This window comes from Saccharopolyspora endophytica (genome assembly GCF_018070075.1).
Classification (GTDB): Bacteria; Actinomycetota; Actinomycetes; order Mycobacteriales; family Pseudonocardiaceae; genus Saccharopolyspora; species Saccharopolyspora endophytica.
The window spans coordinates 835,039-858,004 of the sequence record NZ_JAGPXE010000001.1 but is presented as its reverse complement, the minus strand read 5'-3'; the positions used below and the strand labels follow the sequence as shown (position 1 = coordinate 858,004).

The 22,966-nt window shown below is 65.4% G+C and carries 21 protein-coding genes and 1 pseudogene; 5 read left to right on the top strand and 17 right to left on the bottom strand.

All coding sequences use genetic code 11. The annotated features are described in order from the left end of the window. The first annotated feature begins 340 nt into the window (after positions 1-340). The gene (locus tag KBO27_RS04110) at positions 341-844 is read left to right on the top strand and encodes an AAA family ATPase (protein ID WP_210968576.1); all 504 of its coding nucleotides are present in this window, start codon (positions 341-343) and stop codon (positions 842-844) included. A 47-nt stretch (positions 845-891) separates the two neighbouring features. Here the strand turns inward: KBO27_RS04110 and KBO27_RS33400 are convergent, their stop codons facing one another. Beyond that, entirely contained in the window at positions 892-1,368 is a 477-nt protein-coding gene (locus KBO27_RS33400; RefSeq protein ID WP_307870224.1) for a GNAT family N-acetyltransferase, read from the bottom strand. 46 nt (positions 1,369-1,414) lie between these two features. Then, positions 1,415-1,941: pseudogene (locus KBO27_RS04100) on the bottom strand (SMP-30/gluconolactonase/LRE family protein). A gap of 627 nt (positions 1,942-2,568) precedes the next feature. Between KBO27_RS04100 and KBO27_RS04095 the strand changes: the two are divergent. The 3 genes from KBO27_RS04095 to KBO27_RS04085 all read left to right on the top strand — a co-directional run bounded on the left by KBO27_RS04095 (position 2,569) and on the right by KBO27_RS04085 (position 5,544). Further along, a complete protein-coding gene (locus KBO27_RS04095; protein WP_503454120.1) occupies positions 2,569-4,263 on the top strand; it encodes an NsdA family TPR-like regulatory protein in 1,695 nt (564 codons plus the stop codon). Positions 4,264-4,571: 308 nt separating this feature from the next. Then, entirely contained in the window at positions 4,572-5,231 is a 660-nt protein-coding gene (locus KBO27_RS04090) for a hypothetical protein (RefSeq protein WP_210968573.1), read from the top strand. A gap of 10 nt (positions 5,232-5,241) precedes the next feature. Next, positions 5,242-5,544, top strand: coding sequence for a BRCT domain-containing protein (locus KBO27_RS04085; protein ID WP_210968572.1), 303 nt, complete (start codon positions 5,242-5,244; stop codon positions 5,542-5,544). 39 nt (positions 5,545-5,583) lie between these two features. Here KBO27_RS04085 and ribD read toward each other — a convergent pair whose 3' ends face one another. From ribD to KBO27_RS04035, 11 genes are all read right to left on the bottom strand, one after another. After that, the gene (gene ribD, locus KBO27_RS04080; protein WP_210968571.1) at positions 5,584-6,468 is read right to left on the bottom strand and encodes a bifunctional diaminohydroxyphosphoribosylaminopyrimidine deaminase/5-amino-6-(5-phosphoribosylamino)uracil reductase RibD; all 885 of its coding nucleotides are present in this window, start codon (positions 6,466-6,468) and stop codon (positions 5,584-5,586) included. Beyond that, positions 6,468-7,655 carry a helix-turn-helix transcriptional regulator gene (locus KBO27_RS04075; RefSeq protein WP_210968570.1) on the bottom strand — a complete coding sequence of 396 codons (1,188 nt, stop codon included), beginning with the start codon at positions 7,653-7,655 and terminating at the stop codon, positions 6,468-6,470. The genes ribD and KBO27_RS04075 overlap by 1 nt, the downstream gene beginning before the upstream one ends. Positions 7,656-8,069: 414 nt before the next feature. After that, positions 8,070-8,945 (bottom strand): SAM-dependent methyltransferase, encoded by an 876-nt coding sequence (locus KBO27_RS04070; RefSeq protein ID WP_210968569.1) that lies wholly within the window; start codon positions 8,943-8,945, stop codon positions 8,070-8,072. 66 nt (positions 8,946-9,011) lie between these two features. Beyond that, positions 9,012-9,134, bottom strand: coding sequence for a hypothetical protein (locus tag KBO27_RS34110; RefSeq protein WP_281420608.1), 123 nt, complete (start codon positions 9,132-9,134; stop codon positions 9,012-9,014). A 37-nt stretch (positions 9,135-9,171) separates the two neighbouring features. Continuing rightward, positions 9,172-9,963: an SAM-dependent methyltransferase gene (locus KBO27_RS04065; RefSeq protein ID WP_210968568.1), complete on the bottom strand. Its 792-nt coding sequence runs from the start codon at positions 9,961-9,963 to the stop codon at positions 9,172-9,174. Positions 9,964-10,043: 80 nt separating this feature from the next. Further along, positions 10,044-11,084 carry a linalool dehydratase/isomerase domain-containing protein gene (locus KBO27_RS04060; RefSeq protein WP_372448820.1) on the bottom strand — a complete coding sequence of 347 codons (1,041 nt, stop codon included), beginning with the start codon at positions 11,082-11,084 and terminating at the stop codon, positions 10,044-10,046. Beyond that, positions 11,059-12,081, bottom strand: coding sequence for a linalool dehydratase/isomerase domain-containing protein (locus KBO27_RS34750; RefSeq protein ID WP_210968566.1), 1,023 nt, complete (start codon positions 12,079-12,081; stop codon positions 11,059-11,061). The genes KBO27_RS04060 and KBO27_RS34750 overlap by 26 nt, the downstream gene beginning before the upstream one ends. Positions 12,082-12,364: 283 nt before the next feature. Then, positions 12,365-12,973 (bottom strand): GTP-binding protein, encoded by a 609-nt coding sequence (locus KBO27_RS04050; protein ID WP_210968565.1) that lies wholly within the window; start codon positions 12,971-12,973, stop codon positions 12,365-12,367. Then, positions 12,954-13,316, bottom strand: a complete 363-nt coding sequence (locus tag KBO27_RS04045; RefSeq protein WP_210968564.1) for a DUF742 domain-containing protein — start codon at positions 13,314-13,316, stop codon at positions 12,954-12,956. Before KBO27_RS04045 ends, KBO27_RS04050 begins: the two co-directional genes overlap by 20 nt. Then, positions 13,303-13,770, bottom strand: coding sequence for a roadblock/LC7 domain-containing protein (locus tag KBO27_RS04040; protein ID WP_210968563.1), 468 nt, complete (start codon positions 13,768-13,770; stop codon positions 13,303-13,305). Before KBO27_RS04040 ends, KBO27_RS04045 begins: the two co-directional genes overlap by 14 nt. Next, positions 13,771-16,020 carry a sensor histidine kinase gene (locus KBO27_RS04035; protein ID WP_210968562.1) on the bottom strand — a complete coding sequence of 750 codons (2,250 nt, stop codon included), beginning with the start codon at positions 16,018-16,020 and terminating at the stop codon, positions 13,771-13,773. A gap of 539 nt (positions 16,021-16,559) precedes the next feature. On the opposite strand from KBO27_RS04035, the gene KBO27_RS04030 reads away from it, so the two are divergent. Then, positions 16,560-17,846 (top strand): helix-turn-helix domain-containing protein, encoded by a 1,287-nt coding sequence (locus KBO27_RS04030; RefSeq protein WP_210968561.1) that lies wholly within the window; start codon positions 16,560-16,562, stop codon positions 17,844-17,846. Here the strand turns inward: KBO27_RS04030 and KBO27_RS04025 are convergent. The 4 genes from KBO27_RS04025 to KBO27_RS04010 all read right to left on the bottom strand — a co-directional run bounded on the left by KBO27_RS04025 (position 17,805) and on the right by KBO27_RS04010 (position 22,882). Beyond that, positions 17,805-18,524, bottom strand: coding sequence for an HAD family hydrolase (locus tag KBO27_RS04025; protein WP_307870223.1), 720 nt, complete (start codon positions 18,522-18,524; stop codon positions 17,805-17,807). The genes KBO27_RS04030 and KBO27_RS04025 overlap by 42 nt on opposite strands. A 192-nt stretch (positions 18,525-18,716) precedes the next feature. Next, a complete protein-coding gene (locus KBO27_RS04020) occupies positions 18,717-19,574 on the bottom strand; it encodes a hypothetical protein (protein WP_210968560.1) in 858 nt (285 codons plus the stop codon). Between the two features lie 219 nt (positions 19,575-19,793). Continuing rightward, a complete protein-coding gene (locus tag KBO27_RS04015; RefSeq protein WP_307870222.1) occupies positions 19,794-21,683 on the bottom strand; it encodes an ABC transporter ATP-binding protein in 1,890 nt (629 codons plus the stop codon). A 497-nt stretch (positions 21,684-22,180) separates the two neighbouring features. Continuing rightward, complete coding sequence (locus KBO27_RS04010; protein ID WP_210968558.1) at positions 22,181-22,882, bottom strand: hypothetical protein; 702 nt, start codon at positions 22,880-22,882, stop codon at positions 22,181-22,183. Positions 22,883-22,966: the final 84 nt, after the last annotated feature.

The window sequence follows — 22,966 nt, the reverse complement described above, 5'->3', positions numbered from 1 at the left end:
CGCACCCGATGGACGATACGTTGGAAGCCAGTCCTCGACGCCTTCGCCATCACCTTCGGTGACCGCTGGCCGGACGCCGAAACCTACTGATCAACACGCTGGAAACACCGTTCCTGCGAAAGACCCACGACGCGAGCCAGATGAAAACGAGGACGGCCAGTCTCAAACAGCCGCCGATACCTCCGCTGGCAAGGACGCCAACACTGGCATAGAGAGAGGAGCCGCCCCAACGGAGTTCCCGAACTAGAGCGCTCGGCAGCTTCCCAAAAGTCCTCACGATCCGCGGCCGATCTTCGACGTCGTGAAGGCGTGCGGTGGCTCGCCGATTGGGGGAGGTGTCGTGCATAAGATTGCGATTTGTGGCTGCGGTGGATCAGGCAAGTCGACCGTGGCTCGTCAGCTCGGTGCGCGGCTGGGGTTGCCGGTGACGCACCTTGATGCCGTGTTCTACGACGAGCAGTGGGAGCCGCGGAGTCAGGACGAGTTCGCAAGCGCACAACGGCGTCTTGTTGAGGCGGATTGCTGGGTAATCGACGGGAACTACGCCACGACGCTGCCCATCCGGCTCGCTGCGGCTGATGTCGTGATCTTCCTGGATATCCATCCTGTGGTGTGTTTGGTGGGCGTGCTGTGGAGGCGCTGGCAACACCGCGGCTCGGACGAGGTGTCGCGCCATCTACGTGGTCGCCTGAACTGGGATTTCGTCAGATACATCCTCGGTTACCGCAAACACATGCGTCCACAGGTGCGCGCACTACTCGACGAGCATGCCGCCGGCGAGGTTGTCATTCTGACCAGCCGGCTCGCAGTACAGCGTTACCTCGGTCATCTCGCACCCACATAGGCTCGGACGCGGCGTGAACGCGAACCGGCGTTCGTCATTGGGCTGTCCTAATGCTGGTCCTCGCTGACGTCGAGCGGCTTTTCCCTGGCGGCGTTGAAGGACGCGCGGCCGTCGACGTAGCTGTCGATGGGGTGGTAGCCGGCCGCGTCGTAGAGCCGTAGCGCTGAGTTGTTGTGGATCCCGGTTTCCAACCGGATCGTTGTCGCGCTCAGTTCGTCGCGGGCAAAGCTCTCGAGTTCGTCCAGCAGTCTCCGTCCCAGCCCAGATCCTCGCCACGCCGGGATAACGTACATTTTGCGGATTTCGGCGATGCTGTGCGCCAAGCGGCGCACCGCACCACAGCCCACCGGGTTACCGTGCTGGTCCCAGGCGATCAGAAACAGCCCGCACGGTGGCGTGTGCTGGTCCACATCGATGGTGGGGTCATCGGCTGTGGGATAGAGCGTGAGTTGTTCGCCGTGGAGTGCGTGTAAGAGCGCACGGGCGTGCGGCCCATCGGGTGGCGACGGAGTCGTTGTTGTCACGGTATGAGCGTGCCTGATTTCGCGTTGGCGGCGTAGGAGCAGGTGGTTATATTCGACGCCAGTGCGTGAGCGAGTGGCCGGTGACGCCCGGGCTGAAGCGCAGCAAGGCACCTGCGAGAGGGCCATCGTGGAGTTCGGGCTCGCGATATCCGAGGCACGCCGAGGTCACGTACAGCTCATCCAGTCGGGAGCCGCCGAAGGCTAGTGCGGTCACATGCCGGGCGGGTGCCCTCACCACGGTCATGAGCTCACCGCATGGGTGTATCGGTGGATGCGCCCCCTCCCGTGCATCGCGACCCACACGCCGCCCTCGGAGTCGATGGCCAGTCCGGATGGCTGTCCTTCGCCGTCGGCGACCACGACCCAGCGTCGTCCACAGGTCGCGCGGGCACGCTCGGTGTCGTGGCCGTAAACCCAGATGGCGCGGCTGTCGGCAATTTGGAAGCGGGTGCCGTTCGGGCTCCACGCCACTCCGGTGGGGGCGGTCCGGTCCCGGACCAGTAGCCGTGCCCGGTCTCGCTGCAGAACGTAGCAGCCACTCGCACACAGCTCGGTCGTCTGCGGGGGGCGCACGCCGCTGGGCGCGGTCGTTCAACGCCCCGTCCACGGTGAGGATTGGCAGCAGGCGGTCATAGCCTGCAATATCGGAAAATGAGTCGCTCAACGGGCTTTGCCGCCATTGGTGGTCGAGGTAGGCGGCTTCGAGCGTGGTCACGCTAGCCACGAAATTCCCTCAACATCTTCTGGCCCTCGTCGACACGGGCACGTTCTGCAACAAGTGCGGGGCTAGGGGTAGATAGGCTCGCCCCTTCCGGAGGGAGACGTCTCGCGGGAGGGGCGAGCCCTGCCGCCGCCGACGGTCTGTCGGATCACATCGGCGGCGGGAGTACATCGGCGCGACGATTCGGCGTCAGCGACAGGCCACACGCGCCGGGAAGGTCACCTAGGTCCGGTGTCCGGCACCGCTTCGACCGCATTGATCATCGACAAGAAACCCCGCACCCCTGCACGGAGCACGGCCTTGGATTCACTGGCCAGCGCATCCTGCCAGCACCTACGACAGGGATCGGCCAGGTACTCACTCGCCGCCGACACATTACTCACCGACGACTGTTGACCACAGCGGAACACGACCGTGCTCTCAGCCTCGCGGCGGCCTGCCAGCGCGACACGCCCGGCCCCGTACTCCACCGTCGGCAAATGCTGCCCACCCGAGGCAACGGCAAGCCACCGATCCGCGGTGATCCACAGTGCACCCGAGTTCCTACCGACCGGTCGGGTATCACGGCTGGCAACGCAGATTCGTCTGGGGTTCAACGGTTGCCGCGAGTTCGCGCCTCGGATTTCGTCACACATGCTCGCCACTCCAGGGCTATTTCCTATCGGACCCGTTCAGACTCACTCACAACAGAAGGCACGCGGAAGACACCAACCCCGGCACAGTCGGCACACTTTGCGGTCGATGCGGCACAGTCGGCACGCCGTTGCGAAACCGCCCCGCGCACAACCGCGAGTGCGTATGGTGAGCGCATCATGTCTGTAGGTGAACTTTGGACCGATGCGTCCTGGACACCGGGTCAATGGGCACACGCCACCAACAAGGTTCTCGCCGACGCAGGTTCGCCGACCCGCGTCGGCACGCGCACCCCAAGCCGATGGATCACCGGTCGCGGACCGTTGTCACCGGAAATCCGTTCCGCTGCGGCACACGCTCTAGCTCAACGCCTCGGCCGCCCGGACCTCACGGCACCGGATCTCTGGCCCACGAGTTCCCGAGCGACTCATGCGGTGGATGAAGTCGACCTGTCCCGGCCCATCGACGAGCTCCTGCACACCCTGACCCGGCCACGTCTGTGGCCGGCACTCAGCGGGATCGATCTCACCGCAACAGCCAGCGACGCCGCACGCCCCCGCGAACACCACGCACACGACGACCGCGACCAGCACGCGCCGCGCCGTCAGCTCGAGGCACTCGGCGACATCACTACCCGTCTCCGCGAACTCGACGACCGCCACGGCGGCGGTGAGCTCACCGTCCGCATGGTCGAGACCCACCTCAACGGAGCCGTGAGCCTGCTACGCGATACCGATCTGCGTTACTCCGGTGCGGAACGACAGTCACTGTTGCGAGTCGCCGCCGACACGGTCCAGCTCTACGGCTGGCTCCAATATGACGCTGGGCGGCTGGCCCCCGCGCAGCAATCGATGCTGCGCGGCATCCGAGCAGCAACCGAAGCCGGAGACGACCTCGGCGTGATCAACCAGCTGGGAATGCTTGCCTACATGGCGGCCAACACGGGATCACCTCGCGAGGCAGTCCAGCTCGCTGAACATGGCTGCGTGCTCGCGCGTTCCAGCCCCGCAATCGTTCGCTCGCGCGCCGCGGCACGGCGCGCGAGCGCCTACGCCGCCGCCGGCGACGAATCGCGCTACCGAGAAGCCGCCGAGGAGGCGCGTTCCCTTCAAAACGCACCGTCTGGTCCAAAGCACCTCTACTACTACAGCCCCGAGCAGCTCAACGCCGAAATGGGGCAAGCGTTGACCCTGCTCAACCGACACACCGCGCAACGCCGAACGCGGCAACGCCTCGCTGCGGAAGCCGCTCAGTCACTCACGCCCCTAGCCGCGTCGGCACCGGATGTCTCCTATCAGCGCAGCGCGACGCTGCACGGAGCACATCTGGCGCTCGCCCTTTTGATCACCGATGACCTCGAGCAGGCCGCGTCCGCGGTCAGTGTCGCCTGCTCCCGGCTGGATGAGGTGCATTCGAAGCGCTGCCGCACGCTACTCCGCCATGCCCACTCAGCACTGCTGTACCGAGAAGGCAACGAATGGGCGCGCTCCGCACTCACTCACCTGGACGCAGCTGGGCTGGGAACCCCCGGCATGACGTAGCGGTACACGCAACTCGGCACAGCCAGGTGGGTGACTACACCGCTGAGCCGACCCCAGCTCAGCGGGTTACGAGCGAATATCCCTTCCCGGCTTCCTCCCCCTTGCGGTTTGAGCCACAGGGGCCACGGTGTTGGACTCCTAGATCGCCGATCACCGCAAGCAGTGATCGAGCCATATCCAGGCCCGGCTGCCACCGTGGTTTACGCCCTCGGGGAAGGAAGGCTCGTGTCGCAAGGTCCTGTCGCGTACGCGTTCTCAGTCCCCGGTCAGGGCCGGCATTTCCAAATTTCTGAGTCCATGAGGAGGACATGTCCGCTCTCGGGGAAGTCGTGTCGTTGGCGCATCTCACGATCACGGCCATAGAAGAAGGAAAGAGACTGTTATCCGGATCAACGGAGATCATCGACGAAGTCGCCGCGTCGCTTACAGAGATCTTCGGCGGATCGGCCGACGAGGGAGTCGGCCTGGCGGTCGGCCGTGTCGAGACGACCCGCACAGAGCTTGCTGAATCCGCGACGCTCCTGGATATGGTTACTACCTCGCTCCTGGGTTACTTGGACAGTATCGGGGCCACCGGATTCGACTCACCCACCGCGCATACGCAGCGGGGCATGTCGTCGGTATCCACTCAGAAGCCGGGAACCTGGCTGCATAAGAGCGCCGCCGAACACGTAGATGACCGTGGAAGCGAGATCGGGCGCACACCGATCGTAAAGGCACGCAACCATGTCCGGGAGGTCGCAACCGAACGGGAACTCACTTGTCTGTTTCGCGCCCTCTCGTCGGGGGCGAGACCTGTGGACAAGCCTGGCTACCCGGGTTCGTTGATGAGACACTCGGATCACACGACCGTCGGTTACCGGACCCGGTCGAAGACCTCGCCCTACCCAACATTGGATATCAGCACTGCACAGGGCGGTAGAATCAAGATTCACATCAACGGCGATCAGTGGGGGAAGCGTGCTTGATCATGCTCGCGTGAAAGCAGCGCTGCTCGATGCACTCGCCGATGATTGGGTCTACTTCGCCGAAGTGAAGGACTTGATCCGCGAGGTCACCGAGGCTGACGGCGATCTGCTCACCAGTGCGCGTGACGTCGCGGCCGCGTTCGTCCGTGACCGGGTCGTCGTAGCTGGCAGCATCAGTACCGAGGACGGCTTCCAGCCATGGACCACCAGCCCCGAGGAATCGGCCCAGCGCATCGAGCGCGAGGTAAATCAGTGTCTCGAAAGCGGAACCGAGCCCGAGCTGGGCGACATCTGCTGGTTCGATCTTCCCTGACCAAACCATCCTCGATCAGGCTGGTCACCATGTAGTCGATCAGCTCTCGACGCACTGGTTGCGGCGATAGTCTGCGATGACCCCGCCTGGGCAGGGGTGGAATGCTTCCAGGGCCCATTCCGAGGGGCTGGGCGGTAGCACAGCAGCGTGTGGGGGCAACGACGGGGTCTCGGGTTCGTGGGTCAGGAAGACCAGCCGGTCGATGCGACCGTCGGTGGCCAGGGGTGCCCGCACCGAGTCGGTGAGAAGGAGGACGCGACGCGCCCCGGTCTTGCTCAATGCGGAAATGACCTCGCTCAGGTCGCCGGTCAGTGGTTGTGACGGAACCCCGAGTCTGACGGGGTCGTGGGAACCGGGGATGGCCTCGGTGACCTTCCCGTCCTCGTCGACGACGAGGTCAACCTCGGCTGCCAACCGGGAGCGAAGCCAACGTCGGGCCTGGTCGTCACCGGAGTCCGTGGTAGCCGCGATCAAGTACGGTCGCTGGTGATCGATGCTGTGCAGCCACGGTCCGAGCACAGAACGGGCTTCGGTTTCGGCAACACCGGTTTCAACGTCGACGCCGGCCTGACGCAGAAGCGCGATACCGCCCTGCCCACGTGAGGTGGGATCTTCCAATGCCACGACGACACGGGCGATGCCGGCATCGAGGAGTGCCTGGTGGCACGCGGGTGTGGCGCCGGTGTGGCAGCACGGCTCCAGTGTCACCACGGCGGTGGCGTCGTGCGTGTGGCCGTGTGCGGCTCGTAGTGCGTTGACTTCGGCGTGGGGTTCGCCTTTGCGCTGGTGGTATCCGGCGCCAAGGAGCTCGCCGTGGGGGTTGAGGATGACGCAGCCGACCGGGGGGTTGGGGCTGGTGCCGCCGATGCGCAGGGCGGCGAGTGTGAGGGCGTGGCGCATCGCGGCGAGTTCGGTGAGGGCCATCAGTCTCCGGTGTCGGTCACGGCGGTGAACAGCGTCTGTACTTCGGCGACCCGGTGGTGTCGGCGAAGTGAGGTGACCAGGCTACGCACGTCGGACAGGCAGCGGCCGGAGCTGACCGATTGTGCGAGGTTCCATGCCTGCTGTGCGTGGTGAGCTGCGGCATCGATGTGCCCAGCAACGCTGTGTGTCATGGCCAGTCGCACCAGATGCGCGGCACGGTCGCGCTGATAGACCGCGGGCAGCCGTGGCAGGCCGGCTTGGAACAGGCTCGTTGCTTTGGTGGGGCGACCCAGCAGTGTCCAGCACCAGGCGCGCTGCAGGGTGACCCACTCCGGGGTCGCGAAACTCCCGTGGCCGTTGCGCGCATCCCCCGCGTCGGCGTCCTGGGTGTGGTGATCCGCTCGGTCGAGCAAGCGGTGTGCCGAGGACTCGTGACCCAGTGCGGCCAGCGTCAGGGCATGCTGTGCGTCGAGTGCCGCCCGCATGCTCGCGGTGGGATGTCCTTCGTCATGCGCCAGCGCGAGGTGTTCGAGGGCCTGGTGGGCGGCATGCGGGTCGGGCTGGGTACTGCTGAGGGCTTGCTGGGAACGGCGGAAGTGAGTCCAGGTGACCAGATCGTCGTCCCCGCTGCTGCGTGCCAGCCGCAACGCCTGTGTGGCCCAGTGGTGGGCCGTTTTCGGCTCGGCGAGGTCTTCGTGGAGCCACGAGGCCGATTCCGCGTAGTGTGCGGCCATCCGGAGAGCTCGTCGCCGCGTGGCGTCGGGTCCGTGGTCGATGAGCGCGGTCAGCAGGGGTATGTGTTGCTGGACACCGTGCAACGCGTGGCGCGGTCCGATCACGTTGTCCGATTGGACCAAGGCATGCCATTGGTCGGTGAGATAGCTCAGGGCCTGCTCGGGTTCGACGTTGCGAGCCCAAAGGCGGTGATCTACTGCAGGTGCGTCCTGTCCCCCTGTATTGGTGCGCAGGGTCGCGGTCACGGCCTGGCTCTTGAGCGCGTCGCTGAGACGTTCCAGAGGCCAGTTCAGCGCGCTGGCAAGAGCCGGTCGGCGGCGTGGTGTCGGGTCCCACCGCCCGCGTTCCCAGTTCCGGATCGTGTCCTGGCTGACTCCAAGGGCGGCCGCCAGCGAACCGCGCGTATAGCCGAGCTGCTTGCGGCGCTCGACAAGGTCGTGACGAGGGGGCATGTCTCTGTAACAGCAACCGCGCCGTGAAGGTGCGCAGAGCCGCTGGTCTGCCTTCCTGTTCGGTCCAGCGCCCAACCCGGTACCCGCCAGGCCTGGGGTGTTTTGGCAGGGGTGGCGGTGCAGCGGCGGGCGCCATGGTGTCGGCCCGGGTTGCGGCCCGTGCCTGCCTTGTCGTAGTCAGACGGTCCTGACCAGGTGGGTTTGCCTGGACCGCCGATTCACCGTCGCGCTGCGCCACCATTCGGACTGCGGCTCGAGCACCGGTGAGGGCGGCGAGCGCAGCTCCGAGAAGAACGGTGATGCTCAGCTCGAGCACGTGGGCTCCGATGCAGCCGCGGCCAGTGCTCGGCACTGCGTGGAGCATCGTGCCGGCGAACGGATGCGCAGGCAGGAGGTGTTGGTGCTGTACATGTGTTAGCGATCTTCGTTTCTGTAGTTGGTTTGGGGCATCAGTGAGTCGGGTTTGCGGCCGATCGCGGCGACGAACAGCTCGTCCATCGGTTCCCGGGGACGGGTGGGTGGGCCGCAGGGCCACCAGTCGCGAACCGGCACGATCGTGGGTGCATCGGGGGCAGCGCTGGCGGGCAACAGTTCCAGACCATGCAGGAAGCTCCGGAGGTCCTCGCGCGTGCGGAAACGGCTGGTGCCCATCGAGCTGCTGCGGAAACAATGCTCGATCTCACCGGCCAGATGATCAGACGGGGAGCCGTCCGCAGGCGTACAGAAGTGGGTGAACACCACGACTGAGCCTGGCGCCAAGGCGGCGGTGTAGGCACGCATGATCTCGCCGGGCCGTTCGCCATCGTCGAGGTGATGCAAGGTCCCGGCTTGGAGGAGCCCGAGGGGGCGCCGCATGTCCAGCGTTCCTGCCACGATGTGGTCTTGAAGTACTCCTGTCGGATCTCGCAGATCCGCAGCGGTGAAAAACGTGTTGGGATCGCGTTCCAGTATCGCGCGAGCGTGGGCGGCCACGGTCGCGTCGTTGTCGACGTAGACCGTCACGGCGTCGGGATTGGCACGGTTAGCGACTTGATGGGTGTTGTCGGCCGTGGGAAATCCGCATCCGAGATCCAGGAACTGGTCAATACCGCATTCGGCCACGAGATAGGTGATCGCCCGCCCGAGGAACTGGCGGCCGTCCAGTGCGAGCCTGGGAGCTTCGGGCGCGACTCGGACAACTTGCTTGTAGACCTCGCGGTCGACCTCGAAGTTGTCCTTGCCTCCGACGAACGCGTCGTAGACGCGCGCGATGCTGGCTTTGGTGTCGTCGACCCGTGGTGTGGTGGGCATCCTGCTCGTCCCTAAAGGGTGGTGTCGGGTGTTGGAACCGGCGTGTGCACCGTCGCTGCGGCGCGCTCAGATCAGGGCCTGGGGCCGTCGGTGCAGCCGTGCCGACATGCCGGGTACGAGCATGTCGGTCTCTTCTGCGATCCGCTGGTCGATCGCGACGTTGTCGGCTGGCCTCGCGGACGAACGCACGCGCTCGCGCCTCTACTCATGCGGTAGGCGGAGGTCATCAGGCGTGGTCCTTTCCGGGAGAACGCGGGTGGTGGGCGACACGGCCGTAGATCCGCGAGTCCGCGAGAGCCAGTCGTGCGTAGGGGATAAGGGATGAGGACCAGTCACCGAAACTGCGCGTGATCCAGTCGTGCGAGCGCAGCCGAAGCGGGATCTCGTGCTCGGTGAAGATCTCTTCGGCTTGGCGGGGGCCGCGCTCGTAGGGGTTGGCGGTGAGGTGGGTCAGTGCGAACAAGCTTCCGGGTGGCAAGAGGCCGCGACAGCGGGCGGCCACGTGGGTGCTCTGGGTCGCGCTGCGTAGGTGGTGCAGCACTCCGAGCAGCATCAGCAGGATGGGTTGCTCGAAGTCGAGGTCACGGCTGGCCGTCTTGACCCACTGGTCGGGCGTGGTGCAGTCCCCGTAGATCGTCGTGGCCGTGGGCAGGGCGCTCTGGTCGTGCCGGAGGACTATGGGATCGTGGTCGACGAGGACGACCCGCAGTTCTGGTTGGGCCTCGCGGTGGTGGGTGTAGGCCGCTACCCAGCGGCGGTCGAGGAAGCCGCACCCGAGGTCAACGATCTGCCGGATGCCGTGGGCAACGGCGTAGTCGATCACCCGGAGGCCGAAGTCGCGCTGATAGCGCAGAGTCCAGTTCACACCGGGGTAGGCCCTGACCACGCGGCGCGCCACGGCATCGGCCAGCGCGTCCTCGTGATCTGGATCAATGCCCGAGTGCGGTGCGGCGGCGAGCAACGCGCGGTGGACCCGCGCCGCGGTTAACGCTGTGGAGCTCAGCCGTCGGGCAGTCATCGACGGGATCCGATCACCAGGTTCGGGGTCGTCAGGGCGTGCTTGCTCGAGGAAGGGCGCCGTGAGCGCAGCGGCTCGTTTCATTGCGCCGGTCGCAGACGAAGGTGGGTACGCCCGGTGATCGATACCGAGATCGTCGCTTCGCCTCGGCGGTCAGAGACGATGTGGCGGGTACCGGAGGTACTGCCGTGGAGCTCGGCAACGTAGCGCTGGTGAGGTTCTAAATCGCCGACGCCCAGCTGTTGGGGGGTGTTACTGCTGATTCTGCCTGGGTACAGGACCGTGGTGAGGGCGCCGGTGGAGTCGTGCACGGCGGTGACGACCGTGACCGTGGGGTGAGGGGCGTTGGTGAGTCGGGGCCCGCTGGTGGGCTGGGGCTGATCGAGCAGCATCGATCGCCAGGCTCCCGGGCTGTTGGTCATGCCGAGCCCGAGGATGCCGTTGGCGTTGACACCCGCGGCGAACGGTTTGACCACGTCGGGGCCCGTGGGGTTTTCCAGGTTCTTGGTGGCATGGCGCACCTTTCGGTAGGTGGCGTCGTCACCGCGTTCGCGCGCGAGGAACATCGTCCAGGCCAGCGCGAGTGCCCGGGTGGTACCGCCGCTCCAGTCGATGTCGGTCGGGGCGGAGCTGCCCGGCCTGTCGGTGTCGAGGTAGCGCTCGGTGTTGATCTCCTCGCGTACCAGCAGCTGCCAGGTGCGCCATTGCCGCTGCGGATCCAGCGGGCCGAGCATGGCGGCGATGGGCGCGGAGTTGGTGATCCCGCGCATCGCCTTGGCGGCCATCCCGAACCGGGACGCTTGCAGCGTGTAGGGGTCGCCATCGCCAGCCGTGAATTCCTCGTCGAGCCGCTCGAAGAAGGTGGGGGCGATGGTCTGGGCGTAGTCGGTGCGGGCGCGGGAGTCGTACACGGCCAGGCCGGCGAGGGCGATGGCGTTGCAGTGCGGGAAGGTGAGCCCCGGTTCGCAGTCCCACAGGCACATCGGGTCGTGCTGGAAGTTCCGCGCGACCTGTTCGGCGATCTCTCCGAGCGAGAAGGGGAACGCGGTGTGCTCGTTCCAGCGGAACGTCAGTGATTCCGCGGCGTCGAATCGGTCATCGCCGAATGCCTTGGCGTGCATCGCCACATCGAGCAACAGGTACCCGGAGAACATGATGTTCTTGCGGGTCTTGATGGGGGCTGAACCGTGCCATGCCCCAGATGTTTTCGAGCCTCCAGTAGGCCCAGATCATGCGGTCGGTGTAGCGGGCAACGAGTTCGCGGCCGGCGGCCAGGTGCGCACCGGAGTAGGCGGGGGTGTGGATGCTCTGGGCGTGTGCCAGTGCCTGCAAGAGCGCGTAGAGCTGGTAGCGCTCGGCTTTCAGCAGGAACCTGTTGCGCGGCCGTTCGAACCCTTCCCACTTGTCTCGGGGTTGCAGCGCCAGGGCCAGGATGTAGTCGAAGAGCCTCTTGCCATCTTCTTCGTCGTCGAGCATGGCCTGGTCGGGTGGCGCGCCGGGCGTGGAGGGCGTCGCCAGCAACTGGGTCGTGGGTGTGGGCTCAGAGCCGGACTGTGATTCGGTCGTGGTGACTGAAGTCAGGTAGTTCTCTCGCTCGTCGCCGACACGGCGGGCCGCGCGCGCCTTCGGGACCTCCCGCAGAATCAGCCACAGCACGGCCGCGACGACCAGCGCCACGGCCACGTAGGCAACCCACTCCTGTGTCCCGGCGTGGCCGGAGTGTGCGGTGGCCATCCATCCCGAGAGAGTGGCCGAGAACAGTGGAATCGCGGGCAGTCTCAGGTAGTAGTCGCCGCGCTGCGTGATCAGGAACAGTGCTGCGGCTACGGAGCCGCCCAGGAGGATCACCGCGCCGATGAGATGCAGGGTGACCCCGAGTCCGCCGTGTGGCGCGGTGTAGGCGATCCCGGCGCCGGGTACGAGCCCCAGTGCTGCTGCGCGTAGCCACACCGGCGCGTCGATCATGCTGGGCAGCACTGCGATCAGGGTGTATGCCGCTGTGAGCGCGATGGTCCGGTAGAGGCGCTTGCGGGTGAGCGGTCCACGAATCCCGGCAGGGCGTGGCAGCCGTACGGCGGTTTCCGGCTGACCGGAGTGCGGTTGGTTCTGCAGCGACATGTCCATTTTCTGGGCCCCTCATTTACCAAGATCAATCGGACAACGGCCCGTTCTCGGGTGTTGACAGAATTGCGTTCTCGTGGCTTCATTTTCGCCATGCTGTGTTGCGCGATCGGTCTGTCGATCTTGTTTCCCGCATTGGCAGGATGGATCAGTCGATTCCGCCGGAAACGCCATATCAACCAGGACACCGGCGAGACTGTTCCGGATCCTGTCTTCTACTCTTCGCGGGATTCCGCCAGGGACTGATGGCCGCTTCGGCGGAGGCGTGCAGTTGCGGAACCTATGGGGCGTGAGTGAGCGGTGAGGGCCACGGTGTCGCGCTGCTCGTTGAGGCGTCGATCAGAGAGTCAACCAGCGTGACGAGCATGTACTTGCACGATTCCCGATCTCGGGCGTCTCCAATGATGGTGGGGATGCGAGGGGGTATGTCCAGTGCGTACTGGAGCTCCTCGATCTTGTACTCAGCAGCTCCCGCGAAGTGGTTGACAGCAATGATGAACGGGATTTCCCGGTTTTCAAAGTAGTCGATGGCAGCGAAGCTCTCGTGGATTCGCCGGGCGTCGGCCAGAATAATGGCACCAAGCGCACCCTCGGCGATCTCATCCCACATGAACCAGAAACGATCCTGACCCGGCGTCCCGAACATGTACACAGTCACCTGGTCGTCGACCGTGAATCGACCGAAGTCGAATGCCACCGTGGTGGTGGTTTTGTCTTCGATCCCGGCGAGATCGTCGACGTCGCAACTCGCCTCCGTGAGCGTTGCTTCGGTGGAAAGCGCGGTGGTCTCGGAGACGGTCTTGACGAAGGTCGTCTTGCCGACTCCGAAGCCTCCAGCGATGAGAATCTTGACGGCGAATGGCGACGGCTTAGAGCTTGAGGAGACCAAAACGTACCCTTTCCAACAGATCCAGGGAGGGCCGCTCCTGCGCGGTGAACAGCTCGGGAGCGTGGAAGATGATGCGGTTCCAGCGGCGCAGGTCGGTCACGAGCGCGACGACGCTGACCACGGGCCAGCCGAGATGCCCGGCGATCTCGACCACGGAGAGCCGCCCGTGGCGCCGTAGGGTCTCGGCGATCAGCCGGTATTCACGGCTGAGCTGCGTTGTCGAGACCTCGGGATGGAGCTCCACGAGCGTGGCGATGTCGAGGTCACCGTCGGCTTCGCGGGTACGTCCGTCTGCGATCGCGTAGGCCGGGACGAGGGGGTCGTCATCGTCAACGTTGGTCATGTCCGCGCTCGGGTGAGGTCATGCGCTCGCCTATCTGGACGGTCAGGCGACCGGCTTCGCGGGAGATCACCTCGATGTCGGGTTCGCGTGGATCGCGGGTGCGATCGTGGGTCAGCACGGCGAGGCGGCTTCCCTGGTCGGTGGGATCGGCGACCAGAAGCAACTCCCGGTTTCCCATCCCCAGCAGGAGCTGGATGACCCCGCCGCCATGGAAGGTTTCGTCGACCGAGCGATTCAGTCCGTTGTAGGCGCTGGCGAGTGCGGCCATCGCCTCGGCATCGTCATGAGACAGGTTCCCCGCGGTAGCGAGAAGCAACCCGTCACTGGAGAAGATCACCGCGGCGGCGGCACCACCGCCCTGGCGATTGATGCGATCCAGGAGGTCGCTGGCCCATTGCTGCAAGGACGCGCGGGTGGCCGGCGGAACCTGCTGGGTGGAAAGAGGGGTGCTCATTCAGGCTCCTCGGTATGGGTTGTTGGTGTTACGGCTGTGACGCGATCCGCGGAATCCGGCTGCCAGGGATGCGCCGGTGGCCTCGGGTGAGCGACGTGGCGCCGACGGGCCTGGTGAGGACGAGGACTTGCTGGCCTCGCCGGAGCGGAGCAAGTGAGGATCGAGGTTGGCGTTGCGGACACGACGTTGCAGTGGTGGCCGTGTGTCCGCGGCGGCCTCATCGGGTTGGAGTTGCCCGGTCCATTGAGTCGGGGCGACGGGCGACGCCGGTGGACACCACTGGTCTGTGCGCTGGCGCTCCCAGTTCGGCGTCGGCGTGAGGTTGCTGTGGGGATCCTCGGCAGGGACCGGGTGGCGCCGTCGCGGCGACCTCGGTGCCGTCTCAGGAGTGGCGGCCGGCGCTGACGGCGTCGAAGACGGGCGTTCGCCGGTGGCGCTGCGGGCGATGTGTTCGGTACCCAGTCGCAAGACCGCGCGGACACCGCCGTCGCTGCCGTGGTTGAGCGCGACGTGAATGTGGTGATGGGCTGTTGACCGAGCGACCAGGAACAGTCCGCGTCGCACGGTGTCATGCCCGGCGTGCAGGTCGTATTCGGGTGGCTCGGCCAGAATGTGGTTGAACGAAGCCAGCTGCTCGTCGGTCATGCCCTCGCCGGAATCCTCGATCTCGATGACGAAGCCCCTGGCGACCTGGCGGCCACGGACCACGCTGCGGTTGTCCTGCGTGTAGCCGTAGCGGGTGGCGTTGTCCAGTAGTTCAGTGACTGCCCGGATGACGTCGTCGACCACACGTGGCTGCAGTGCGACATCCGGCAGCGCTTTGATATCGACGCGGTCGCCGTGCTCGAGATTCGCGCGGGCGGCGTGGGCGATGGTCTCCACGGCGACCGGGTCGCGGTGCTGGCGGCTGGGCTTTCCGCCGGACAGGATCAGCGCGTCACTGGCACGGGTCCGGGCCTGAGTCGTGAGGTGCTGAATCGGGAACAGCGTGTCAACGAGCTCGCGTTCTTGACCGCGCTCCTTGAGCAGCTTGGTGATCTTGCGGTTGGCCATGGCAAGAAGCCGCTCGACGTCCTCGGAGAACGTCCCGACCAGCCGGGTAAAGCCGCTGCGCACTTCCTCGGTGTGCGCGGCTGCGGTCTGGGCTCGCCGTGCTTCGGCCAGCGCGGTGCGCACGGAGACGTTGACCGCCCAGATGCACCACGCCAGCACGAGAGACAGCACCAGTGCCTGCACGACGGCGTCCCTCACGGCAGCATTGCCGCGGTCCAGCCCCAGTTCGGATGCCCAGTTCGACTCGGTGACCGCGATCGCGGTGGCCGAGTAGGTGATGCTGTCGGTGATCCTCAGCCAGTTCTGCTGTTCGGGCAGTGGCCCGGAGTCACCGATCCCGTGGGCGCGGACCTGTTCCTCGAGGCGCAGAAGCTCGTTCCAGCCGGGCGAGCTCGTCAGTTTGTCGTAGCGGCGCTGGACCTCAGGAGTCGAGCGCGGGACCAGATCGGCGAAACCGAGATGGAAGCCCGCAAGTTGACCGACGAGCTCGGCGTATTGCCCGGCGGGGAGTTCATCCGCCGCGATGCCCTGAGCGCCGACGGCTGTTGCTCGCGAGAGTCGGTTCGCGGCGGCGTACAGATCCGTCGCGCGGCGGCCTCCCGCCCCGGCTTCAGGATCCTCGGCATGATCAGCCTGCGCACCAAACAGCGCGATTCCGGCCTCGAGCGGCCGGTTATAGGAGGTGTAGATCTCTTGTGAGGAGATGCCACCGTGCTCGACGCGTGCACGCGTGGACCGCATCTGCTCCATCGCGAAGGACAGGTCACCGACCCGTTGTTGGATCGCGGTAGGCAGCATCCACATGGGCGGGGTCTTGTCGACCATCGCGAGCCAAGCCGAATCGGTCCGGGCTCGTACGTCGCTGAGTTCCTCGCGCTGCTGCTCATTCGGGCGCACGGCCTGCATCGTCGAGAGAGTGCGTTCGCGCATCGCGTGATCGAGCACCCGGACGAACGGAATCGATAACTCCTGCACCGACACCGCGATATAGCGCAGACGCAGCGCCTGAAAAGCCGACACGACGGGGCCGGCGACGAAGACCGCTACCAGCACGAGGATCAGCCCGCGCCGGATCCACACCAGGCGGCGTTCCGATGCCGTGGTGTCCGTGGAGACAGGAGACGACAGCGCCTCGCCGGGTGGGGGATCCGGTGCGCCGCCACCGGAACCTCGCTGGAGAAAACCTCGTAGGTTCACCTGGAATCCATCAGTCGTTGGGTAGCTGCTTCGAGACGACGCGGGGTCGCTTCGACGGTCCTCCGGGGCTGGGCGACGAATGCCGGGGATACCCAGCCCCGGAGGACGTCCCTATCTGGTGTTCGGGGCGTGACCCCACCAGACGGGGTACTGCAACGCCGTACAGAGACTCGAAACCTGCTTGCACGACCGCGGCGCCAGGAACGCACCAGACAGCTACAGCGCTGTCCTGCGCCGGCCCCTGGCCCGAGCACGCATCCAGATTCACGCTCTCTCGACGAAACCAATTTCTTGAACTACGGGCCGACAGCTCAGCAACGCGTCCCCTTTGAATCCGTCCACGTCGCTGTCGAACAGCAGCGATTAGACGGGACCTGGTTCAGATTCGACAAGACCACCCGTTGGCACTTCGTTGGCACTTCGTTGTCGTTATCCTGATTGTGATGTGTGGCCAGCTGATAGACAGGCCTCCGCAGGAATGACAGCGTGCCCAAGCTGTCGAACGATGCTCGGGCAAACAGGAGAAAGCGGGAGGGGTCTTGGCCAGACGCGATGAGCTGCGAGTCTTACGCGAGAACGCAGGTCTATCCCTGAGTGAACTCGGCCAGCGTGTCGGTGGGGCCTCAAAGTGGACAGTGCACCGCTGGGAGACCGGGGAAGCACGGCCGCGCGGGAAATGGTGGCCGCGGCTCGCCGAGGCACTGGAAATCAGCGAGCAGGAACTGCGCCGAATCCTCAACGGAACTCTCGATGTCCCCCTATTGGAGCAACGCACCGCAGCCAAACAAGCACTCGGCTTGACGGATTATTCCAAAAGTCAGGCTGACCCGTCGGCGTGGCTTCGACGACTCGTGGATTTCCACGACATTCCCGACGACGGCCCCGTGCGTCCGCTTCCGGAACTGGAACACGACGTTCGGCGTGTGGTGCACGCCCGGGTGAATTCGAAGTACCAGCTGGTCGCCTCGCTGCTGCCCAACCTCATGCCGGAACTGACGCGGGCAGTCGGGCAAGCACGCGGCGCGGAGGATCAACAGCACATGTGGCGTTGGCTAGTGCAAGCGTGGCGCGCGGCGGACGCGGTCGCGGACAAGAACGGCTGGGTGTCCTTAAGTAGTGCGATTATCGCGGTAATGCGCCAGGCCGCGAATCAGGCTGAGGATCCGCTGGCGATCGCGGTCGGAGATTACGTACGTGCACAAACGTTCTTCGTGCACGGAGAGCACGCGAAAGGACGGCGGGAACTCACGCGTGCCGCGGCACAGTTAAACGCCGGTGCCTCCGCGGAGACGATGGCATGCTACGGCGCGCTGCACATGCGCGCGGCCGTCCTGGCGGCGCGCGGGCACGGGCGACGCGACCAGATCGAGGATCACCTCGGCGAGGCACGGGAGGCCGCGCGCTACGTCGGTGAGGACGGCGTGTTTCTCGGGACCGCGTTCGGCCCCGACACCGTCCGGATTCACGAAATCACCCTCGCTCTGGATCTCAGCGAGCCCGCCTCGGCGCTGGCCTCGGCCGCGGGCTGGCAGCCCGGAGAACACGTGCCCGCGGAACGGCGATCCCATTTCTACGTCGACCTCGCACGAGCCCAGACCGCGCTGGGACGTCCCGAATCCGCGCTGAACGCACTGGAACAGGCATGTCGAATCGCGCCCGAACACATCCGGGCCGACCCCGGGATTCCCCGGTTGCTGGCGGCGATCGCCGGAAATGAGCCGGGCATGACCGAGGAGGTGCGGCGCTTCGCCCGAACTCTGCGATTGGCTGTCCCCGCCCCGTCGCTACCTGGCGGGCGCGAGGATGTCGGCCAGCGCGGTGAGTGAATCCACCCGCCAGTCAGCGTGAGCGAGGGTCTCGGCAGCGTCAGCGTAGAGATAGCCCAGCGGGCCGCGTCGCACGTGCGCGGTGCGCAGGCCAGCGCGTGCAGCAGGTCGAATGTCGTGATCGGGGTGGTCACCGACGTAGACGATCTCCCCAGCCTCGCAAGGTGCTGTCGCGACGATCCGCTCAAAAAACCCGAGGTCGGGTTTCGTGACGCCCCATTCCTCCGACGTGGCGATCGCATCGACGGGCAAGTTCAGCGCACGGACAAGCTCCCCCGCCCGACGCGTCTGATTGCCAGCGATACCGATCCAGATCCCGGCGTCACGGAGCTGAGACAGGGCATCACGGACGTCGGGGTACAGATCATCCTCGTCCAGGTACTCCCCCATGCCCGCGTGTTCGCGACGTTGACGCTCGGCGGCCAGGTCGATCGCCTGCCCCCGCACGTAGGTGAAAGCCTCGGCATTGTCGCGCCCCTGTCCGAGCATCGCGCCGACCAGTGCGGACATGGTGTGTTCCGGGATGTCGAACCACCTCGCCCACCTGCGCCAGAACCGGGTGTCGTCGACGAGGGTCTCACCGACATCACACACCACCGCCCTCACCGGCACTGTGGACTCCTCTCGTTTCTCCATCCGCCAGAACGCTGCGCCTCGCCCGGCGCCGGCCAGTTCCACCGCCAGGAAGTCAACCTCATCCGCAGCGAGGGTCCCAAAGCCCTCGCTCCGATAGCCGTGGGTGCCGTTGATTGGTTTGAACCCGTCGAGATCAAGTAATCTGACGGCATTGGCACTGTTCAGCGCTGTGATGGCGGCCCGTTCGAAGGTGGCATGGTTCGCAACCCGATGCCCGGGTCTCGCGCTTGTCGTCTAAACACGATCTGGCCAGATGTCCGGTCGCGCTGGCTCGGCCTCGATCTCGTACTGGAACTCGGGTCCCGCATCACCGAGGCTTCGAAGTTTGATCAGCGAAGGAGGGCCTTGGTCGCACAGTGGATGTGCCATGGCGGCGTGGACGGCGCCGGGCACCATACTCCAACCATAGTGTTGTGTACTTCCGCGAGCGGTCACGACGATGCGGTAGCCGGCGTTGAGACGTATCAGGCACTGTTCACCCAGCACGACCGCGGTAACAGGTGCGGGACGCTGGTTCTCAACCTGGTGCGCGAGCCATTGATCGGCTTGAGCGTGGCTCCACGTCTCGTTGATTTTGATCCGCACGTCGGCGACCGAGTTCCATCGGCGCCACGCCCGACGATCAAAATGGGCGCCCGCGGCGACAGATTCCTCATCCAACACAACCAAGTGGCTAAGTTCGCTCCAGGAGGAGTGGTCCGGAGGAATACGCACGTGCACGCTAGCGCCGGTTCCGGAGGACTCCGGGGCCAGCGTCCAAATCACGCTCTCGCGAACGACACCGCGACCGAGCAAAGTCTGGTGCCCTCCGTCCCACTCCCGTGCGGGTGGTAACGCTCGAAGGCTCACGCGGAGGTCATCGATGACGAGCTGGGCAGAGCCCGCGTCGGCGGAATGGACCACGGCGCGTTCGGTCGACCGGACTAGTGTGTCGGCCGCCAACGTCGCGGACAGTTGGCCTCGCCAGGAGATTATGACTTCACCAGCGTCCGTGAGGCGGTAGCTGACGTGCGAGGACATTGTCAGCGGCCCGTCTTCACCCTGCAATACCAGTGCGAGCCATCCCGCCAGGTGCTGCTGATCCCACGTCACGGCACGCACTCTAGCGTTTCCACTCTTTGCTGGTCGGGTGGCTGGTGATGTAGCACCGCACGGTTCGTGAGGAGAAGATCTTGAGCTCCTCTGGTTTCAAGTCCGTCGACGCCAGTCGGTCCTGATCATCTATCAGGAGCGCTCTTACACAGCACCGTACGAGTGGTTATTCCTGAGCCCCGTCACCCACCACGCTTCTTCCCCGATCAGTGTTGATGGTCAGTCCAGAACCTGCACCGTCTTCCATGCGGTCTCGCCTGGCTCAGTGGCATAGGGCTTGGCCTGAATCTCGAACAATTCCTGGTATAGGCCATCGGCGGCCATCAGTTCCTCGTGGGTGCCGGATTCGGTGACCCGGCCCTGGTCCATGACGACGATCCGATGTGCGTGGCGGATGTTGGCCAGCCGGTGGGTTACCAAGACCGTTGTCCGATGCTGGTCGTCTTCTTGCCCGTTCTTGGTCGCGCGTTGCAGGCCGGCGAACACACGTGCTTCGGCTTTCGCGTCGAGGGCAGCGGTGGGTTCATCTGCGATCAACACCGCCGCGTGATCCCGGTAGATCCCTCGCGCGACGCTGAGCCGCTGCCACGAGCCACCGGAAAGCTCGTGGCCCCTCCGGAACTGCCGGGACAGGACGGTGTCCGGGCCGTGGGGGAGCTTGTCGCGGACCTCGTCAGCACCGGACTCGCGTAACGCGGTGTCCCAGACGATGCCGTACGGATCGGCCGAAGCGAGATTCCCGATGCGGATGTTGGTGTCCGCGGTCATAGGCCAGCGTGCGGGATTCTGATCGATCAACGCCACTTGGCTGTAAACGCTCGTTGCATCCACACTGGTCAGATCGACCTCGTCCCACAGCACTGTTCCTTCGGTGGGCGGAACCAACCCGGTGATGAGCTTTCCAAGAGTGGTTTTGCCGCATCCGTTCGGTCCGACGACCGCCACGATCTCGCCCCGGCGGAGCGTCATGTCGATTCCAGTCAGTGCCGGGGCATCCGCGCCTGGATAGGTGAACGACACGTTCTCGAGACGGATCGTGTGGGGGTTGTCCGGGGCTTTGCGTCCCGTGGCGGGCCTGCGGCGGTTAGCCGATTCGCCGAGCAACTGGGTGTAGAACCTGAGGTAGAAGGAGTGTTCGTAGAGTCGGTTAATCGAGATCATGGTCGTCGACAGCGCGCTCGACGCGGCACGCATCGCGATGACAGCGGCTCCGGCGATGGCCAGGGGCATCGCGGCGGTGTAGAGAAGTACGCCGAGTACGCAGTAGGCCAAGCCGGTGCCGACACCGGCGAGGGCACGGCCGATCAGTCGTGTCCAAGTTTGGCGGTGTTCGGCGCGGATCGCTTCAGTGGTGACCTGATCGGCGATGCGGCGGTGTTCGCTCAGCAGAGGTTCTTGGAGGGTGAGCGCAGTTCGCTCGGTACCCACGTCCCGTGCGACGAGGAGGTTTTCCACGACGCTCAGTCGCATGCGCCGGGTCACTAGACTCAGGAAGCTGATGTAGCCCTGCTTTGCCGCGCGCATGGACGCCCACGCCTCGGCGGCGGTTGGCACCAGCAGCACTGGCAGAAGCCACGGGTTGAGTACTGCAGCGGTGGTCAGCGCGGCAGCTAGCGAGACCAGTGCGGATGAGATTTGGGCGATGCTGCGTACGCTGGATTCGACCGCCTGGACGCCTTGATAACCGCCTTGGCGCGCCAGCTCCTGGAAATCAGGGTCGTCCCAGGCCAGCAGTTCGACTTCGGCGACGGCCGCGTTGAGCCGATCCTGGGCGGCGCGACGGACCAGCGGCATCAGCACTCCCTGCACGGCGGACACCGCACTTTCGAGCAGACCACGCAGCGCAAAGGCCACCACCACCGCGACAATCGCGGGCAAGGAGGCCACGACCCGTTCCGGCGTGGGGCCGGCGGTCAACAGCTGAGTCAAAACTCCAGCCGTGGCGAACAGGCCGAAAGCCGACGCACAGCCCGACGCCAATTGGACCACGCCTGCCAGCAATGTCCGGCCGGGTGCCGCTTCGAAGGCCATGCCGATCACCAGCCTGGCCGCCGTCGGCAACTCCCGCACGGTCTGCCACAGGTTGGCGCCGGCGACCTTCTGATCCACATCCGCCCACCGTGGCGGCTCCAAGTCCTCAACACCGATCAAAGCGCCATCAGACGAGGGCGCACTCTCTCGGTGTCCGTTGTCCTTCCCCAGCATGTGACTCCGTCTCCGCTCGTCCCCACACCCTGAAACCTGCTACGGCCAAACCGGCCCGAGGCTCGTTCGGCTGCACTGACATTCCTGCGCCCGTGCCGAAATCAGCGTCGCTACCATCACGCTCGCCGGGCACGGTCCGTTGACCCCGCTTGCCTTGCGGATTCGCCAACCCTGGATTTCAGACCATCACTCGACGTCGTGCCAACACGTTTGGTCTAGCGCACGGCAGGCGCCATGGTTACCGGTCTTGCCGTGCGGGTTGATTTCTCTTTGGTGACAGTGGCTATCGTCTCGCACCGCACTGACAATCTCGTCCGTCGCACGTCGTCACATCCCAACGCGCCGCGGCAGGCACCAGGCTGGAGATGTTTCGGCGGGACCTCGTGCAGGCTGTTCCCGGTCTACATCGGCGCGAGGTAGTCCGCCGGAACCTCCTTGATCCGGGATCCGATCGGTTCGGGCTGGCCGGTGGACAGGTCTTCCAGTGTCACCACGTACGCCGACGGAGGGCCTGGCACGACACGCTGCAGGTCCGCTGTGATCTGCCAGACGGGATTTTCCAGTCGGCCCGTTCTACCCGTGTGCGGCCCGCCGGTGACATGGACAGACCTGACCTCGTGACTCAGGGCGCCTCGTTCGGCCCGCAGCGCTTGGTCCACGGCGTTCGCGGCCCAGAGAAGATAGATCTCCGTAGCCGGTCTTGGCGTACAGCGTCCGGCGATCGAATACCGCGGCGGGTACTCCACGCCGGTGCCCACGGGAAAGCGAAGAACGTCGGTAGGCCATCTCCGCGTCAGCCACGCCCACATTGCCGCGACGGGATCATCGGACTCACGACCGCCAAAGAGGTGGTTATCAGGGAGAGTAGAGTGCACCAACCCCATATAGCGGGTGTGGTGCATCAGCGGGCAGATCAACCGGTCCAAACCGACCGCGTGCGGCACGACCTCGTGCCGTTGCGCCAGCGCGAAGGTGGCCATCGCGGTCACACCGGCGGTGGCACGGTTGTCCCAGGACTCTGACTGCGACAAGTCAAAGACACGGTCAGCCAAGACGGTGCCGTACTCCAGCGCCTGGTCCCATCGGTCGATCACGCCGCGCATGGTAACCGGGCTCCCAACTCTGGACACAGCGACAACCCCACTTCCCCACCCCTCACCGCACGCCGGCACCGGATCACGCCCCGG

Bases quoted from the DNA above. Each gene is read 5' to 3' on its own strand.
- KBO27_RS04095 (WP_503454120.1), top strand. From the start codon at position 2,569: ATGCTGCCCACCCGAGGCAACGGCAAGCCACCGATCCGCGGTGATCCA.
- KBO27_RS04090 (WP_210968573.1), top strand. From the start codon at position 4,572: ATGTCCGCTCTCGGGGAAGTCGTGTCGTTGGCGCATCTCACGATCACG.
- ribD (WP_210968571.1), bottom strand. From the start codon at position 6,468: ATGGCCCTCACCGAACTCGCCGCGATGCGCCACGCCCTCACACTCGCC.
- KBO27_RS04075 (WP_210968570.1), bottom strand. From the start codon at position 7,655: ATGCCCCCTCGTCACGACCTTGTCGAGCGCCGCAAGCAGCTCGGCTAT.
- KBO27_RS04070 (WP_210968569.1), bottom strand. From the start codon at position 8,945: ATGCCCACCACACCACGGGTCGACGACACCAAAGCCAGCATCGCGCGC.
- KBO27_RS04065 (WP_210968568.1), bottom strand. From the start codon at position 9,963: ATGACTGCCCGACGGCTGAGCTCCACAGCGTTAACCGCGGCGCGGGTC.
- KBO27_RS04060 (WP_372448820.1), bottom strand. From the start codon at position 11,084: ATGCACGCCAAGGCATTCGGCGATGACCGATTCGACGCCGCGGAATCA.
- KBO27_RS34750 (WP_210968566.1), bottom strand. From the start codon at position 12,081: ATGTCGCTGCAGAACCAACCGCACTCCGGTCAGCCGGAAACCGCCGTA.
- KBO27_RS04045 (WP_210968564.1), bottom strand. From the start codon at position 13,316: ATGACCAACGTTGACGATGACGACCCCCTCGTCCCGGCCTACGCGATC.
- KBO27_RS04040 (WP_210968563.1), bottom strand. From the start codon at position 13,770: ATGAGCACCCCTCTTTCCACCCAGCAGGTTCCGCCGGCCACCCGCGCG.
- KBO27_RS04010 (WP_210968558.1), bottom strand. From the start codon at position 22,882: ATGCGCGGCGTGATCGACCGATGGGACCAGGCGCTGGAGTACGGCACC.